The following is a 15,340-nucleotide window of genomic DNA, read 5'->3' as shown; positions in this document are numbered from 1 at the left end:
TCCTATCGTCGGCGCTTCTGGCAACATGAAAGTATCCAAATCGTGTAAGGATTATCATGGTTCGCGCCCGGGTGAAATTTCGTCTACACCGCACGGCAATTGTGCTGATTTGCCTCGCCCTGCTAGTGGTATTAATGCAAGGTGCGTCCTATTTCAGTTTGAGCCACCAGATGGCACGTTCTGAACAGGTTGAAGATCTGGCGCGCACGCTGTCCAGACAGGTGGCTTATAGCCTTTCACCGCTGATGGGCAGCGTGGATGATAACGGCCAAAAAATTACTACCATCCTCAAACAGCTTACCGATCACAGCCGTATTCTGGATGCTGGCGTGTACCAGCAGGACGGCTCGCTGGTGGCGCATGTCGGTGAACAGGTTCAACTGCGAGACCGGCTGGCGCTGGACGGCAATCGGGTCGGTAGCTACTTTAACCATCAACTGGTGCAGCCGATTGAGGGAAAAGAGGGGCCTATCGGCTTCCTGCGCATCACGCTGGATACCCATGTATTGGCGACCGAAGCCAGACAGGTGGATAACACTACCAATATTCTGCGTCTGATGATTTTACTTTCACTGGCTATCGGCATCATTCTGACCCGAACGCTATTGCAGAATCGTCGTACCCGCTGGCAGCAATCACCTTATCTTCTTACTGCGAGTACGCCAGTGAAAGAAGAAGAGGATGAGAGTGAAACGTTGTCGGACGGCAGCACGATAGTGAAAAAAGATGGGGAAGAGAAAAGCCTCTGATGTGCTGACGTCTCCCCGTAAAAACGTTCTGCTTTTACGGGGCAATCTGGCTATTTCAACGCGAGTTGAAATCCTAACCAATGGTTATAGAATTCACTGACGATGGAATTGTATTCGCTCTTGGTATAACGATCGAAATCGGAGGCAGCAATATAGTCGCGAAAGTTACCGAACCAGGTAGAAACATCGGTTGAGGCTGCACGCGAGAAGATTTGCTGGCGCTGAAGTTGGGTTGTTGACGTGCCTTCCGCGTTTTTTTGTAGTTCCAGAAACGTGGAGTTTGCTTTATCGGTATCTCCCGCGTCGACGCTGCGCTGATATTCATCTTGCAGAATGTTTTTTTCCAGATTACTCAATGCATTAGATTTATATTCTACAAAGTCCTGTATATCTAAATCCGCTCTTTTCTGGTAATCGCTGTCAACGTAGCGATTTTTCAATGTTTCTAACTTATTGGCAGTTAGCGTGATCTCAATACTATCCGTCGTGTAGCTCCATAGGCTGACATCGGGGGGAGAAGATAGCGCTTTTTTTACAAGCCCAAGGAATTCTTCTTTACTGATGCCGCTGTCGGCTTTGAGATGGCCTGACCAGTTTTCTATCGCTATTTCATTAGAACCCATTTCATCAATGTAAATGGTCATAAACTCATTGCTAACATACGGTTTACTGGTATCTGTTTGCCTTATTAAATTACGGTCGGCATAGATATCCACTGGCTCTTTGGTTTGCGCTTCTTTGCCTGGCGTAAGTGAAGGGGCGGTAGCAATCGTTTCTTTTAAACGAGTCATCGCTTCCGCAGAGATTTTTATATTGTTGGGGAGGGTGACTGTTTTTCCGGTAATAGGATCGACGATCTGCACGCTGTCGGTTGTGGTGGATTCTGTTGTTGTAGATTGCGCTGTAGCAGAGGGGATCGCGGTGCTTTGGGCCTGAGAATTGCTATAACCCGTATTACTTACAGACAAGCTCATACTCTCTCCTTAAGTGCGATTAAGTGATTAAATATTGACCCAAGCATTATCGGCAAACATAAATGATAACTTTATAAATGATTTATGACGTAATTGTTGATAGAGGTATCAGAATCGCGACTACGGGAGTGAGATCTCCGCGTTGTTTATGCCATCACCGATTGTGTCTGCACGTTAAATCAGGGAAAATGCTCGGCTACAGTTTATTTCCGCTTTGCCTGACGATCTCATCGGTGTGTTGTTGACTTGATGCTGGCGCCGGGTGGCTAACAAAAGAAACCTGAAAATCATGTCTCCAAGTGAATACGCCCGCGAAGTCTCTAAAAGAAGAACGTTCGCTATCATTTCTCACCCCGATGCCGGTAAAACCACGATTACCGAAAAGGTCCTGCTGTTCGGACAGGCGATTCAGACTGCCGGTACAGTAAAAGGGCGTGGTTCGAACCAGCATGCGAAATCTGACTGGATGGAGATGGAAAAGCAGCGTGGTATTTCAATCACCACGTCTGTGATGCAGTTTCCCTATCGTGAATGTCTGGTTAACCTGCTGGATACCCCAGGGCACGAAGACTTCTCCGAAGATACCTATCGTACGCTGACGGCGGTGGACTGCTGCCTGATGGTGATCGACGCCGCAAAAGGGGTCGAAGATCGTACGCGTAAGCTGATGGAAGTCACTCGCCTGCGTGACACGCCAATTCTAACGTTCATGAACAAACTCGACCGTGACATCCGCGAGCCGATGGAAGTGCTGGATGAAGTTGAGAGCGAGCTGAAAATTGCCTGCGCGCCGATCACCTGGCCGATTGGCTGCGGCAAACTGTTCAAAGGCGTGTACCACCTTTATAAAGATGAAACCTATCTGTATCAGACCGGTAAAGGCCATACGATTCAGGAAGTGCGCATCGTTAAAGGGCTGGATAACCCAGAGTTGGATACTGCCGTTGGTGAAGAGCTGGCTGCGCAACTGCGTGAAGAGTTGGAATTGGTTAAAGGGGCATCGCACGAATTTGAGCTGGAAGCGTTTCTTGCTGGTGAACTGACGCCGGTCTTCTTTGGTACCGCGTTGGGTAACTTTGGCGTCGATCACATGCTGGACGGCTTAGTCGCTTGGGCTCCTGCGCCGATGCCGCGTAAAACGGATACCCGTGAAGTGACGGCAGCGGAAGAGAAATTCACTGGCTTCGTGTTTAAAATTCAGGCCAATATGGACCCGAAACACCGTGACCGCGTGGCGTTTATGCGCGTGGTGTCCGGTAGATATGAAAAAAGTATGAAGTTGCGTCAGGTTCGTACAGGCAAAGACGTGGTGATTTCAGACGCGCTGACCTTCATGGCGGGCGACCGTTCCCACATTGAAGAAGCCTATCCAGGCGATATCATCGGGCTACACAACCACGGCACGATCCAGATTGGCGATACGTTTACGCAGGGTGAAGATATGAAATTCACCGGTATCCCTAACTTTGCGCCGGAGCTGTTCCGCCGTATTCGCCTGCGCGATCCGCTGAAGCAGAAACAACTACTGAAAGGGTTGGTACAGCTGTCTGAAGAAGGCGCAGTACAGGTATTCCGTCCATTAACCAACAACGACCTTATCGTCGGTGCTGTCGGTGTGCTGCAGTTCGATGTGGTAGTTGCTCGTTTGAAAACGGAATACAACGTTGAGGCGATTTACGAGTCGGTTAACGTTTCTACCGCGCGCTGGGTTGAATGCAGTGATGCGAAGAAATTCGAAGAGTTTAAGCGTAAGAACGAACTGCACCTGGCGCTGGATGGTGGGGATAATCTGGCCTATGTGGCTCCGACGATGGTGAACTTGAATCTGACGCGTGAACGTTACCCTGAAGTGACGTTCCACCAAACGCGAGAGCATTAATTTTTTTATAACGACATGGGCTGATAACGTCATGGTTTCACGAAAAATAGTGACTGTGCTGTTTAAATAATGACCATGTTGTTAAAATAATCATCACCCGGTTATATTTGGTTTCAAGCCAAAAATGCCGGGTGTTTTTATTTTTAAATTGGTTAAAAATCAATACCTTAATTTATTATCTTTTCCTGAAATCTTTCCCGCCTTAGTGCAACAGACAAATCTGAATTGCTGCACATATTTCTTTGCTCCCCTGTGATTTTCCATTCTGTGGGCTATAGTTAACAGCGTGTTAACTGATTTGGCTTGTTCAACTGTTAACGTAATTTAAGTTGGTTCATTATTTTGATTTGTTTCGCCTTTGCGATTTAATACTCTGATTTTTTATGCAGGAAGAGAGAATCATCGGAGTGTTGGTAACGTCATTATCACCTTATTTGCTGATGACTGTGCAGGCGTTAACGTGGCCCACACACAGACTGTGTCGGGCTTAGAGAAAAGCATAAGAAGGAAAGCATCGATGAAAAAGACCAAATTGACACAATCGCTGATCGTAGTTGCTCTGGGTTCTATTCTGGCTGGTGGTGCAATGGCGGAAGAAACGTTAGGGCAGAAGGTAGAACGTATCGCGGATACAACTGGTGCAAAAATCGATAGTTCCGCTAATAAAGCATCTGGCTACATGGGTGACAGCGCTATCACGGCAAAAGTGAAGAGTGCACTGCTGGAAGACAAATCGATCACCAGCAGTGACATTTCAGTCGAAACGTCAAAAGGTGTCGTCACGTTGAGCGGCTTTGTAGGTAGTCAGGCACTCAGCACTCGAGCGGTGGAAATTGCCACGCAGGTTGAGGGCGTCCAATCTGTAAGTGATAAATTGCAGGTTAAAGATAATCCATCACAATCGGTTGGCGCGTATGCCGATGATGCCGTGATTACCAGCACGATTAAGGCCAAGCTGCTGGCAGATGACATTGTTCCGTCCCGTAAAGTGAAAGTCGAAACTCAGGAAGGCGTTGTGCTACTGAGCGGCGAAGTGGACAACAAAGCGCAGTCCGAGCGGGCTGAAAGTATTACGAAGGCCGTTGACGGTGTGAAAAGCGTCAAAAACGACCTGACTGTTAAATAACTGTCGCCATTTCGCACAGGGTTATCCGTATAGCGGATAACCCTACCTAATCCGCACAATAAAACACTACCTGTGGATACGCAGTCAGGACGCAAGCAGTGCGTCAGGATGACCACCATGATTTTTCATTTTGTCTGGTAAGGAGAGCGTATGTTTCGTTGGGGCATTATATTTTTAGTTATCGCACTGATCGCGGCAGCACTGGGTTTCGGCGGTTTGGCCGGTACAGCAGCTGGCGCGGCGAAAATTGTCTTTGTGGTCGGTATTATTCTGTTTCTGGTTAGCTTGTTCACTGGTCGGAAACGGCCGTAGCACAGCACAGTGCATTATCTACTCTAAATCATTCAAGTAACGCAGCACACGCAACTTGAAGTATGACGAGTAGAACGAAATGTCATACAGAGCACACAGCCGCGCCATGCGGCTGTCACATTTTACCGGCACACTGTTTTATGTATTTGCTGCATTTCGACAGTTTATCAGGAGGTTCATGATGAATAGCGATATCGTTGTTGGCAAATGGAAACAGTGGAAAGGGAATTTCCTGGCGCTGTGGGCCGATTGGTTTGACAGCGACTGCGCCTGGCTGGAAGGGAGTAACGATTACTTGTCCGGCATTTTGCAAGAGGGTTACGGAAAAGCGCACGAAGAGGTATCCTCAGAGAAAACCACGTTACACTGAGGCTGCACCGCAACGACAAGTCCGATTCTGCCATGATGTTTTGGCAGGATATTACTTGTACGTAGATTAGGTCGCTTCATCTTGACGGGCTTAATCTTAGCGGAGAAAAGCGACGTGCTTTCTGAACGATACCGTTTTATCGATACTCACTGTCATTTCGATTTCCCCCTGTTCTATGATGATGCACCGGAAAGCTTGCGTCTGGCGCAAGACGCTGGCGTTGAGCGCATCATTATCCCAGCTGTGGCTTCCCAGCATTTTGAACGCGTATTGACGCTCGCTCGTACCTACTCTCCGCTTTACGCTGCACTTGGTCTTCACCCGCTTTATATCGCTGAACATCAAGAGAACGACCTGCTCCGTCTGGAAGAGGAACTGCGCCAATGGCCTGCAAAATTGGTAGCGGTTGGTGAGATTGGGTTGGATCTCTATATGCCGGAACCACAGTTCGAGCGACAGCTTACCTTTCTTGAGGCCCAACTTCGGCTGGCGAAAAAATACGATCTCCCGGTAATCCTGCACTCGCGACGCAGCCACGACAGGCTGGCGCAATTACTTCGCCGTATTGACGTGCCGCGTACCGGCGTGGTTCACGGGTTTGCGGGCAGTCTGGCACAGGCGCAAGCCTTCATCCGGTTGGGTTATTACATCGGCGTAGGGGGGACGATTACCTATGACCGAGCAAATAAAACGCGTCAGGCGATCGCACAACTGCCGCTAGATAGGCTGCTGTTGGAAACCGATGCACCCGATATGCCGATGAGTGGCTATCAGGGCCAGCCAAACCGGCCTGAACGCATTTTGTGTGCATTTCAAACGCTGTGTGAGTTGCGAACTGAGCCACCTGAAGACATTGCCGAGGCGCTCTTGCAGAATTCGCTCAGGCTGTTTGGAAGGCTGACTCCGGCGTAATGCAGCTTCTGCTTTTCTCTTATTTCTGTGGAACAACAAACAGAACATCCATTTCAATTTCATATACCAACCACAAAATTGTGATCAAGATCACTATTCGGTGTTTTTGACTGTTCGATGTTGTATGTATTTGTGACATAAATTAGCGACCTTCAGGGGCCACTCTTTATACTCGTCATACTTCACGTTACAGGTACGTTGGCTACTCTAGGTCACCCGAATCACTTACTTGTGTAAGCGCATCGGGATTCCCTTGCTTGCCGCCTGTCTGAAACTTGAACTATTTAGCGTATAGGGTTAGTTCGCCAGCGCGTGTTTATCACTCTGGCGAAATGGTTTTTTCTTATGATTTCACTTTTTTCACGCGTTATAGGGAACTGTACATGCAACTCGTTATGAGTCTCATCGGCATGATTGTTCTGATACTGTGCGCGGTTATGTTGTCCAATAACCGTAAAGCTATCAGATTGCGCACCGTAGCCGGTGCATTCATTCTTCAGATCGGTATTGGCGCATTGGTGCTGTATGTACCAGTAGGGCGCAAGATTCTGGAGGGTTTGACGGGTGGTGTAGCAAACGTTATCGCCTACGGAAATCAAGGCGTATCGTTCATGTTTGGTGGTTTGGTCTCCGACAAAATGTTTGAGGTATTTGGCGGCGGCGGATTTGTTTTCGCGCTTCGCGTATTGCCGATTATTGTCTTTTTCTCTTCCCTTATCGCCGTGTTGTACTACATGGGCATTATGCAGTTGGTCATCAAGGTACTCGGTGGCGGGTTGCAGAAACTGCTGGGAACGTCCCGTACTGAATCGCTCTCTGCGACGGCAAATATCTTTGTCGGCCAAACAGAAGCGCCGCTGGTGGTTCGTCCGTATATTGCCAACATGACGCAATCAGAGCTGTTTGCGGTGATGTGTGGTGGTCTGGCATCCATTGCCGGTGCTGTGATGGCAGGCTATGCCCAAATGGGTGTGCCGTTGGAATACCTGATTGCGGCCTCCTTCATGGCTGCACCCGGCGGATTGCTGTTTGCCAAACTGATGGTGCCAGAAACGGAAAAAACGCACGACCATGATGAGATGGTTGGCTTTGTTGATGAAGACGATCGTCCGGCTAACGTCATCGATGCAGCGGCAAGCGGTGCCGCTTCCGGTATGCAGCTGGCGCTGAATGTAGGTGCGATGCTGCTGGCGTTTATTGCTCTGATTGCTGTGTTGAATGGCATTCTGGGGGGGATTGGCGGCTGGTTTGACTACCCGCAATTATCGCTGGAGCTGATTCTAGGCTGGTGCTTTGCGCCCGTTGCATTCCTGATCGGTATTCCGTGGAGTGAAGCAACCGTTGCGGGGTCGTTCATTGGTCAAAAACTTATCGTTAATGAGTTCGTTGCTTACTTGAATTTCAGTGAATATCTGAAAGCAGATGACGTGGTACAAGCCGCTGGTTTGCAGGTTCTGTCGGATCATACCAAAGCTGTGATTTCGTTCGCGCTGTGTGGCTTTGCTAACCTTTCTTCTATTGCTATTCTTATTGGAGGTTTGGGCAGTATGGCACCGACTCGGCGTCAGGATATTGCCCGCTTTGGTTTGAAAGCGGTTGCGGCAGGTACGCTTTCTAACCTGATGAGCGCCTGCATCGCAGGGTTCTTTTTGGCTCTGTAAATGTAACCAGGCATTCTTGCAGTAGCGAGATGATGGGCGGCGAAAGTCGCCCATTGTTCGTTTAAATCCCTCACGTTTTTCAGGGTTTAAGCGCGGTCTACGCGATGTTTACTGAATGTTGGTGCGATATGCTTGCCTGAGTGGAGTGACATGCTTTCTGCTTTTATTGATGATGTTGAATGGATTACTTTTCCACGGGCAACGGACGGTGCCGCCTACCCAGGTATTACTGCTCGCTGCCATTTCCATTTATCTGCCTATGACGACGCGCTTTTTGCTGAGGCAAACATTCCTTTTTCCGACGCCCTAGAGCGTGCCGTGCCGAAACGACGCGCTGAATTTCTGGCGGGACGTTGTCTGGCCAAACGCGTATTGGACAAGCTGGGTCATCCCGATTTTATTCTACATAGTGGGGAAGACCGCTCGCCGCAGTGGCCGGGAAACGTTGCAGGTTCACTGAGCCACAATAAAGACAGCGTGCTCTGCGCCGCACATTTGCGTAGCGACGAGGTGTCGTGTGTGGGGGTTGATATTGAAGGATTTATATCCGACGAGCGTGCACAATCACTATGGCCCGGCATCATTGGCGATGAAGAGTTCCAGTGGTTTCAGGAGCGAGAAGAGGGATTTAGCTGTTTGCTTACGGTCAGTTTCTCGGCGAAAGAAAGCCTATTCAAGGCGCTTTACCCGCAGGTTCGGCACTACTTCGATTTTCTGGATGCCAGACTGGTGGCGCTGGATATCACCAAACGCGAATTTGAGCTGGAACTGCTGACCGATCTGACACCGACGTTTTACGCCGGACGCCGTTTTAAAGGCGCGTACCTGCTGAGAGAGTACGACGTCACCACCTTCATCTGCTGCTAATAAAAAAGCCCGCGTTAGCGGGCACAGAGCTATTTATGAGAGCTGGCAGGCATCAGAACTTATAGCTAACGCCGCCGTACACTGTCCGTCCAGACAGGAAATAGTCGATATCGGTAGCAACGTAGTCCCGTTTTTCGTTGGTCAGGTTAGTCACGCCCAGCTTAAGGTCCACGTTTTTAACTGGCGTATAGGTGGCACCGATATCCACGGTGTTAAAGCCGCGTGTTTTATATGTCTCTTTATCACGCAAAAATTGGTTACTGGTGTACTGGTAGGACACGTAGGTAGAGAGGTTATCCAATGCCTGCCAATTCAACTGAGTGTTAACCGTGTTTTTTGGCGTCTGCTTCAGGCGCTTTCTGGTCGTGCGATCTTCTGCATCAACCACCGTCCAGTTGGTGGTCCAGTTCAAATCCTCTGTTACATCGACCCAGAATGAGGTCTCGATTCCTTGCACACGCGCTTTACTCACGTTTTCATAGGTTCGTGTTAGGGAATTGGTTTGAATCATATCCTTGATGTCATTATTAAACAGGGTAACACCCGTGCCGAAATGCTCAGACTCGTAGGCAGTGCCCAGTTCATAGCTGATGGATGTTTCAGCCTTCAGGTCAGGGTTACCGACGATGTAGCATTGACCGCGGCATGCTGCTTTTGTATAGCCTTTGGTAAATTGAGCGAGGGTTGGCGCTTTAAATGCCTTATTCACGCCGCCTTTTATAACCCAGTTATCGGTCAAACTATACGTGGCGTAGGCGCGTGGGCTGAATTCGGTGCCGTAGACCTCGTGGTGGTCGACACGACCACCAAAGGTGAGGGCTAAATCAGCGAGCTTGAACTCATCCTGTAAGAATAGGGCGCTCTGATTAACGTCCACTTTGCCATTTTTCAGGTTCATGCTGTGTTCTAAGGAAGTGATGCGGTATTCACCGCCGCCAGTCAGCAGGTGGTCGCCTAAATAGCCAGAAATCTGCCCATCAACCGTCTGATTATTCTGGGTAATATCGGCAATGCCTTTATTAAGCTCAGAATTATCCATTAAATCGATTTTTTCATAGTAGTAGCGCAGCCGAGTATCGATATTTTCCCAGCTACCGTTATGCGTTAGTCCCAGACCGAGGCGATCAAGTTTTTGCGTATTGTGAGCTGTTGCGCCAGAGTTATTCCAATCGACGAAGCGATCATCTTTGGTATAGGTCGCATCAAAATCCAGGCTCTGCTGGGAATCGATCAACCATGTCAGGTTACCTAGAACGCTGTAGTTATCGCGTTTTTCCAAGGCATCTGAGTTGCGATTCTTGGATTGCTCGGTACGCCAGGCGTCACGTTTACCGCCGTCGACAATCAAACTACCCAGCAACGTATTTTCTATCAATGGCCCGCTGATGTAGCCATTTAGACGATTATGATCGCCGCCTGAGCCTTCGGTCGGTGCTTCAAAGTTATAGCCAAGTTCGCCAGCCACTTTCTCTCCCGGCTGGCGTAGAATTACGTTTACCACACCGCCCAGCGCATCAGCACCGTAGAGGGAAGACATCGGGCCACGAATGACTTCGATACGTTCAATCGCCGACATAGGAATGGAGCTAAGGTCGAAATCATTCCCCATATCGGTCGCGAGAGATTCTTGAGCATTGATACGGCGGCCATTCACCAGCAGCAACGTGTAGTCAGCCCGCATACCACGGATCTTGATTTCGTTACGACCATAGGTGGTAGAGGGGTTGATATTAATGCCCGGCAGCTTTTTCACCGCGTCGGAAACGTTATTCACCGACATCTTTTCCAGTTCGGCGCGAGTGATGACAGAGACGCTGGCTGGAGCGCTCAGCGTCGTGTGTTTCGTCTGCGTGGCTGTCACGACGATTTTTTCATCTGCTGCGTTTTCTGCCTGTGCGAGCGCAGGCAGTGCCAGTAACCCGGCCACCAGCAGGGCGCTATACACCTTGCTGTGTGGGAAATGATGATGTGAACAACGACTTTCCGATTTTAGCTGCATGTCAAAAACCCCATCAAATAGTAGAAAAAACATCCCCGTAAGTTATTCACTGCCGACCCACTCGTTGCGTGAGTCTATCGGTTTACCTGTGCTGGCTGGCGTGCTGCCATTTTTCGGCCGCGTTCAGCCAACTGTGGAATCAGGCGCATGGTCAGCAGCATGGCAGCCAGCGCAAAAACGGTGCTGGCGATGGCGAGCTGTGAGAATCCGTTAATTCTTCCCTCTGCTGAGGTGCTTAGATAAGCGGCAGAGGCGACACTGGCTAGCCCCGAGGCCACGTTGGCTGCGGTTCCCTGATAGGACATGAATGCAGCGCGCTGATGCTGCATTGGAATACCTGCGGTAATCGCCAGCGTGCTGCTGGAACGTGCCGCACTGAGTGCCATGAATAGGGTGAATACCAGATACAGGGAAAGCGAAAAGGGCAGAACAAAACCGCAGAGAATGACAACGGCCAGCAGCAGTGTCGTTACCACGATCGTCCTACTGGCATAGCCTCGATCCAGCAAATTGCCGCACAGTTGCATGGTCACCATGCTTGCCAGTCCGCCGCAGAGGTAAAGCAGGGAAATATCATCCCGCGGGAAAGCGAGATTGAACTGAAAATAATTGGAAAAGTGAGGGATTAGCAGGAAGTGTCCGAACATTTGTAACGAAATCACCGTCAGCCCCAGCACAAAAAGGGGAGAGGCCAGCAAGTCATGTAATACCGAGGTCGGTGCTTTACTGGGTGCAAGGTTTTGTTGAACCCGGCGTGTCGGTGGCATGGAAGGGAACAGCCACAGCACTAACAACACCAGCAGCAGGCCGCCGAGGCCGAACGTGTAAAACGGTGCTTGCCAGTTAATACGGTGAGCCAACTCCAGCGACAGCGGCATGATAACAATGGCCGCGAGTGAAAAACTCATGCCGACATAAGCTAACTGCTTTCCACGTTCGTTGGCTGGCACAATATCGACAACCGCTGCCATCAAGACGCCGGATGCTGGCCCTGCAACACAGCCCGCCAGAATGAATAGCAGCAAAAGATGGGTTTGGCTGGTGGCAAACATGCATGCCGCTGTCAGGCCGAAACGCAGCGTCAGTAGAACGATCAGGGCATGTTTACGATTAAATCTGTCTAGATAAGGAGCGGCGAGGAAGCCGACGATGGCAGAGGCAAACGTTGCACCGCCGCTAATGTAGCCAATGTTCTTGGCATCCATGGACAGGGCGCTGATGAAATCGGGACCTAACGGCATCACCATCATCAAGCTACCGAGGGAAAGCATGTTGATGAGCAACGCCAGATGCACAACAGATCGGGTGTGCGGGCGGTACATGCTTTCATCCATGACAGGCTCACATTTAGACACAGTTAGTAAAATATTTTCGCAGTCTAGCGCAGCTTAATTTTACTGACAACAAATGATAACCATTTTCATTATCATTTGTGATGTGGGTTTTATAATCAATACATTCTTATTGCTAACCATTAACGGTTGTGAAAGATGAACAATAAAATTGATTAACATCAATATAACCCCCAATAAATGGGCGTGAATGACTATTCTGTGGAAGGATTGACCGAACGCGTTACTTCAGTGTAATTTAACTGCGCTTAATATAAATGATAATGATTTTAATAATCATTGGTATTTAATTTGCGAGCGCAGGAGCTGTCTTGTGGATACACTGATTACAAAAACTGAAACATTTAGCGGGCTAACCTATTCGGAACAGACCGCTTTTTTATATGCATCTGAACACCGAAGCCTTGCTACTTCCGGCCTATTTGAACGTATTTCGTCCCCTGTTTGTGTTCCCGGCTCGCATGATGATGGGTTTAGTTCTGCCATTGCGCAGGCGTTCCAGCGAGCGCGTCAGGCTGGGCAGTCACTGCCTATTGCTGTGGGGGCGATTCCTTTTGATACCACGCAACCATCTTGTCTCTATATCCCTGATAGTTATACCGTTACAACGAAATCTGAACTCGTTAGCCGTGCTCGTAAGCACACGGCTGCGGCGCCTAACGTGTTAACGCTAAACAGCGTCCCGGGCGAATGTCAGTTCAAGTCCATCGTGGCAGAGGCCGTTGAACGCTTTCGCCGTGGTGAACTGAGCAAGGCAGTGCTGTCACGAATTCTGGATATTGAACTGGCGAGCCCCATTAAGGCGCAAACGATCCTCAACAACCTGATGGTGCAGAACGCGGGGGGATACCACTTCTCGCTGCCGCTCCCGGATGGTTCGGTGTTACTGGGTGCCAGCCCGGAACTGCTGTTGCGCAAGCAGGGGAATGTGATTGTCTCTAATCCGCTGGCGGGTTCGGCACGACGGATGAACGATGAATATCTGGACTATCTGAACAGCCAGCGTTTGCTGAATTCCGTAAAAGACAAGCACGAGCATAAGCTGGTGGTAGACGACATTCGTCAACGCCTGATTCCGCTGTGCGCGTCGTTAACCGTTCCTTCCGCTCCTTCGCTGATGAGCACTGCCTCAATGTGGCACTTATCCACTGCGATCAGCGGTGAACTGGCGAACCCGGATATGACGGCACTTCAGGTCGCCTGTCAGCTACATCCTACCCCTGCTCTGTGCGGCTTCCCCACGCAGGAAGCACGCCAACTGATCGCCGAACTGGAACCGCACGATCGTGGCGTGTTCAGTGGCATCGTCGGCTGGTGTGATGCCAATGGCGATGGTGAATGGGCGATAGCCATTCGCTGCGGCACCATCAAACACAATAAAGTCCGCCTGTTTGCTGGTGCGGGCATTGTTGAGGCATCTGTTCCCGAGGATGAATGGGCTGAAACCGCCGCTAAATTAAACACGATGTTGAATGCGTTTGGGCTTAACTCAGATGTGGATGGACTATGAGCATTGAATTTACGCCTTGGCCCGAGGAGTTGGCACAGCGTTATCGCAACAAGGGGTACTGGGTCGGTTTGCCGTTAACGGATTCTTGGGAACGTCATCTGTTGACACAGCCAGATGCGGTTGCTGTCGTGTGCGGCGAACGTCAGTGGAGCTATCGGGAATTGGATCAGCAATCTTCAGCTCTGGCATCCCGCCTGACGGAAAGTGGCCTGCGCGGTGGTGACACAGCGCTGGTGCAGTTGCCGAACGTGGCCGAATTTTACCTGACCTTTTTTGCGTTGCTGAAAATGGGAGTCGCGCCAGTTAACGCGCTATTCAGCCACAACAAGCTTGAACTACTGTCGTACGCCACGCAGATCGAACCACGTTTGTTGATCGCATCGGCCGAACATCCGCTGTTTGGCAACGGTGAGTTTTTGGATCGGATACAAACGCAGGTCCCTGGTCTGAAAACCGTGGTGATGCTTGGCGACAGCCCGCTTGGGCATAGTCTGGTGGACTGGCTGCAACCGCAGCCGTCGTCTAGCCAGTATCAGCCTTCTGCACCGGGGCAAGTTGCCTTCTTCCAGCTTTCTGGCGGTAGTACCGGTACGCCGAAGCTGATTCCCCGTACCCATGACGATTACTACTACAGTGTGCGCCGCAGCGTGGAAATCTGCGCGCTGACGCCACAAACCCGCTATCTGTGTGCGTTACCTGCGCCGCATAACTTCCCGTTAAGTTCACCCGGTTCACTGGGTGTTTTTTACGCTGGTGGACGCGTCGTGCTGGCGCCCGATCCGGGGGCAATGACCTGTTTCCCGCTGATCGAACGTCATCAGATCGATATGACTTCGCTAGTGCCGCCCGCTGCTGCGCTGTGGATTCAGGCAGCAGAGCAGTTTGGAAAAGCGCTGCGTAGCCTGAAGCTCTTACAGGTGGGTGGGGCGAAGCTGAGTGAAACCGTTGCCCGTCGTATCCCGGCGGTACTGGGCTGTCAGTTGCAACAAGTGCTCGGGATGGCAGAAGGGTTGGTGAACTACACCCGACTGGATGACAGCGACGAGCATATCTTTACCACGCAGGGCTACCCGATGAGTCCAGACGATGAAGTGAAGGTATTAGACCGAGACGGTAATCCGGTGGCGAAGGGAGAGGCGGGGTTATTGGCGACGCGCGGCCCGTATACCTTCCGCGGCTATTACCGCAGCCCGGAGCACAATGCCCGCGCTTTCGACAGCGAAGGTTTTTACCACTCGGGCGATGTGGTGCAGATGACCGAGGATGGCTATTTGCGCGTGGTCGGGCGGGAGAAGGATCAGATTAACCGAGGCGGTGAAAAGATCGCTGCCGAAGAGATTGAAAACCTGCTGCTCAAACATGACGGCATTCTCCATGCCGCGCTGGTCTCCATGCCCGATCCGGTCATGGGTGAAAAAAGCTGTGCTTTTCTGGTGGTTAGCGACGCCTCACTGAAAGCCATCACGTTAAGAAAATATCTCCGCAATCAGGGTATTGCTGAATTCAAATTGCCGGACCGCTTCGAGATGATCGACACCTTGCCCGTCACACCGGTCGGCAAGATTGATAAGAAATCACTCCGTCAGCGCATTCAGACCCAACTTAGTATTCAAAATAAATAAGGATTTT

General features: G+C 50.3%; 13 protein-coding genes. 10 read left to right on the top strand and 3 right to left on the bottom strand.

Annotated features, from left to right (window positions below; all coding sequences use genetic code 11):
- The first annotated feature begins 56 nt into the window (after positions 1-56).
- On the top strand, positions 57-749 hold the full coding sequence (locus tag CLR69_RS13390) for a YtjB family periplasmic protein (RefSeq protein WP_129713421.1): 693 nt from the start codon (positions 57-59) through the stop codon (positions 747-749).
- 50 nt (positions 750-799) lie between these two features.
- On the opposite strand, the gene CLR69_RS13385 is transcribed toward CLR69_RS13390, so the two are convergent.
- Positions 800-1,723 carry a hypothetical protein gene (locus tag CLR69_RS13385; protein ID WP_129702695.1) on the bottom strand — a complete coding sequence of 308 codons (924 nt, stop codon included), beginning with the start codon at positions 1,721-1,723 and terminating at the stop codon, positions 800-802.
- Positions 1,724-2,012: 289 nt separating this feature from the next.
- Between CLR69_RS13385 and prfC the strand changes: the two genes are divergently transcribed.
- From prfC to CLR69_RS13350, 7 genes are all read left to right on the top strand, one after another.
- A complete protein-coding gene (prfC, locus tag CLR69_RS13380; RefSeq protein WP_129713420.1) occupies positions 2,013-3,602 on the top strand; it encodes a peptide chain release factor 3 in 1,590 nt (529 codons plus the stop codon).
- A gap of 517 nt (positions 3,603-4,119) precedes the next feature.
- Entirely contained in the window at positions 4,120-4,728 is a 609-nt protein-coding gene (gene osmY, locus CLR69_RS13375; RefSeq protein WP_129702697.1) for a molecular chaperone OsmY, read from the top strand.
- Between the two features lie 150 nt (positions 4,729-4,878).
- The gene (locus CLR69_RS13370) at positions 4,879-5,040 is read left to right on the top strand and encodes a DUF1328 domain-containing protein (protein WP_003019081.1); all 162 of its coding nucleotides are present in this window, start codon (positions 4,879-4,881) and stop codon (positions 5,038-5,040) included.
- Positions 5,041-5,221: 181 nt separating this feature from the next.
- The gene (locus CLR69_RS13365; protein WP_129704798.1) at positions 5,222-5,410 is read left to right on the top strand and encodes a CsbD family protein; all 189 of its coding nucleotides are present in this window, start codon (positions 5,222-5,224) and stop codon (positions 5,408-5,410) included.
- A 114-nt stretch (positions 5,411-5,524) separates the two neighbouring features.
- Positions 5,525-6,322 (top strand): TatD family hydrolase, encoded by a 798-nt coding sequence (locus tag CLR69_RS13360; RefSeq protein ID WP_129713419.1) that lies wholly within the window; start codon positions 5,525-5,527, stop codon positions 6,320-6,322.
- A gap of 383 nt (positions 6,323-6,705) precedes the next feature.
- The gene (locus tag CLR69_RS13355) at positions 6,706-7,983 is read left to right on the top strand and encodes a NupC/NupG family nucleoside CNT transporter (RefSeq protein WP_129713418.1); all 1,278 of its coding nucleotides are present in this window, start codon (positions 6,706-6,708) and stop codon (positions 7,981-7,983) included.
- A gap of 150 nt (positions 7,984-8,133) precedes the next feature.
- Entirely contained in the window at positions 8,134-8,850 is a 717-nt protein-coding gene (locus tag CLR69_RS13350; protein WP_129702700.1) for a 4'-phosphopantetheinyl transferase family protein, read from the top strand.
- 52 nt (positions 8,851-8,902) lie between these two features.
- Here the strand turns inward: CLR69_RS13350 and CLR69_RS13345 are convergent, their stop codons facing one another.
- Positions 8,903-10,849 carry a TonB-dependent receptor domain-containing protein gene (locus tag CLR69_RS13345; RefSeq protein ID WP_129713417.1) on the bottom strand — a complete coding sequence of 649 codons (1,947 nt, stop codon included), beginning with the start codon at positions 10,847-10,849 and terminating at the stop codon, positions 8,903-8,905.
- A gap of 74 nt (positions 10,850-10,923) precedes the next feature.
- Positions 10,924-12,171 (bottom strand): MFS transporter, encoded by a 1,248-nt coding sequence (locus CLR69_RS13340; protein ID WP_129713416.1) that lies wholly within the window; start codon positions 12,169-12,171, stop codon positions 10,924-10,926.
- Between the two features lie 343 nt (positions 12,172-12,514).
- Here CLR69_RS13340 and CLR69_RS13335 point away from each other — a divergent pair, with 343 nt between their 5' ends.
- Together CLR69_RS13335 and CLR69_RS13330 are read left to right on the top strand one after the other, a co-directional pair.
- The gene (locus CLR69_RS13335) at positions 12,515-13,711 is read left to right on the top strand and encodes an isochorismate synthase (protein ID WP_129713415.1); all 1,197 of its coding nucleotides are present in this window, start codon (positions 12,515-12,517) and stop codon (positions 13,709-13,711) included.
- The gene (locus CLR69_RS13330) at positions 13,708-15,333 is read left to right on the top strand and encodes a (2,3-dihydroxybenzoyl)adenylate synthase (protein ID WP_129713414.1); all 1,626 of its coding nucleotides are present in this window, start codon (positions 13,708-13,710) and stop codon (positions 15,331-15,333) included. The genes CLR69_RS13335 and CLR69_RS13330 overlap by 4 nt, the downstream gene beginning before the upstream one ends.
- Positions 15,334-15,340 lie beyond the last annotated feature (7 nt).

Origin of the sequence: Pectobacterium zantedeschiae (assembly GCF_004137795.1) — a bacterium.
Lineage (GTDB): Bacteria > Pseudomonadota > Gammaproteobacteria > Enterobacterales > Enterobacteriaceae > Pectobacterium > Pectobacterium zantedeschiae.
The sequence above is the reverse complement of the archived record's forward strand: the minus strand, read 5'-3'. Positions and strand labels throughout refer to the sequence as shown.

What these genes read in the sequence shown, in the direction of transcription:
- CLR69_RS13385 (WP_129702695.1), bottom strand. Translation starts at nt 1,723, where the DNA reads ATGAGCTTGTCTGTAAGTAATACGGGTTATAGCAATTCTCAGGCCCAA.
- CLR69_RS13330 (WP_129713414.1), top strand. Translation starts at nt 13,708, where the DNA reads ATGAGCATTGAATTTACGCCTTGGCCCGAGGAGTTGGCACAGCGTTAT.
- CLR69_RS13370 (WP_003019081.1), top strand. Translation starts at nt 4,879, where the DNA reads ATGTTTCGTTGGGGCATTATATTTTTAGTTATCGCACTGATCGCGGCA.
- CLR69_RS13340 (WP_129713416.1), bottom strand. Translation starts at nt 12,171, where the DNA reads ATGTACCGCCCGCACACCCGATCTGTTGTGCATCTGGCGTTGCTCATC.
- CLR69_RS13345 (WP_129713417.1), bottom strand. Translation starts at nt 10,849, where the DNA reads ATGCAGCTAAAATCGGAAAGTCGTTGTTCACATCATCATTTCCCACAC.
- CLR69_RS13355 (WP_129713418.1), top strand. Translation starts at nt 6,706, where the DNA reads ATGCAACTCGTTATGAGTCTCATCGGCATGATTGTTCTGATACTGTGC.
- CLR69_RS13350 (WP_129702700.1), top strand. Translation starts at nt 8,134, where the DNA reads ATGCTTTCTGCTTTTATTGATGATGTTGAATGGATTACTTTTCCACGG.
- osmY (WP_129702697.1), top strand. Translation starts at nt 4,120, where the DNA reads ATGAAAAAGACCAAATTGACACAATCGCTGATCGTAGTTGCTCTGGGT.
- prfC (WP_129713420.1), top strand. Translation starts at nt 2,013, where the DNA reads ATGTCTCCAAGTGAATACGCCCGCGAAGTCTCTAAAAGAAGAACGTTC.
- CLR69_RS13390 (WP_129713421.1), top strand. Translation starts at nt 57, where the DNA reads ATGGTTCGCGCCCGGGTGAAATTTCGTCTACACCGCACGGCAATTGTG.
- CLR69_RS13365 (WP_129704798.1), top strand. Translation starts at nt 5,222, where the DNA reads ATGAATAGCGATATCGTTGTTGGCAAATGGAAACAGTGGAAAGGGAAT.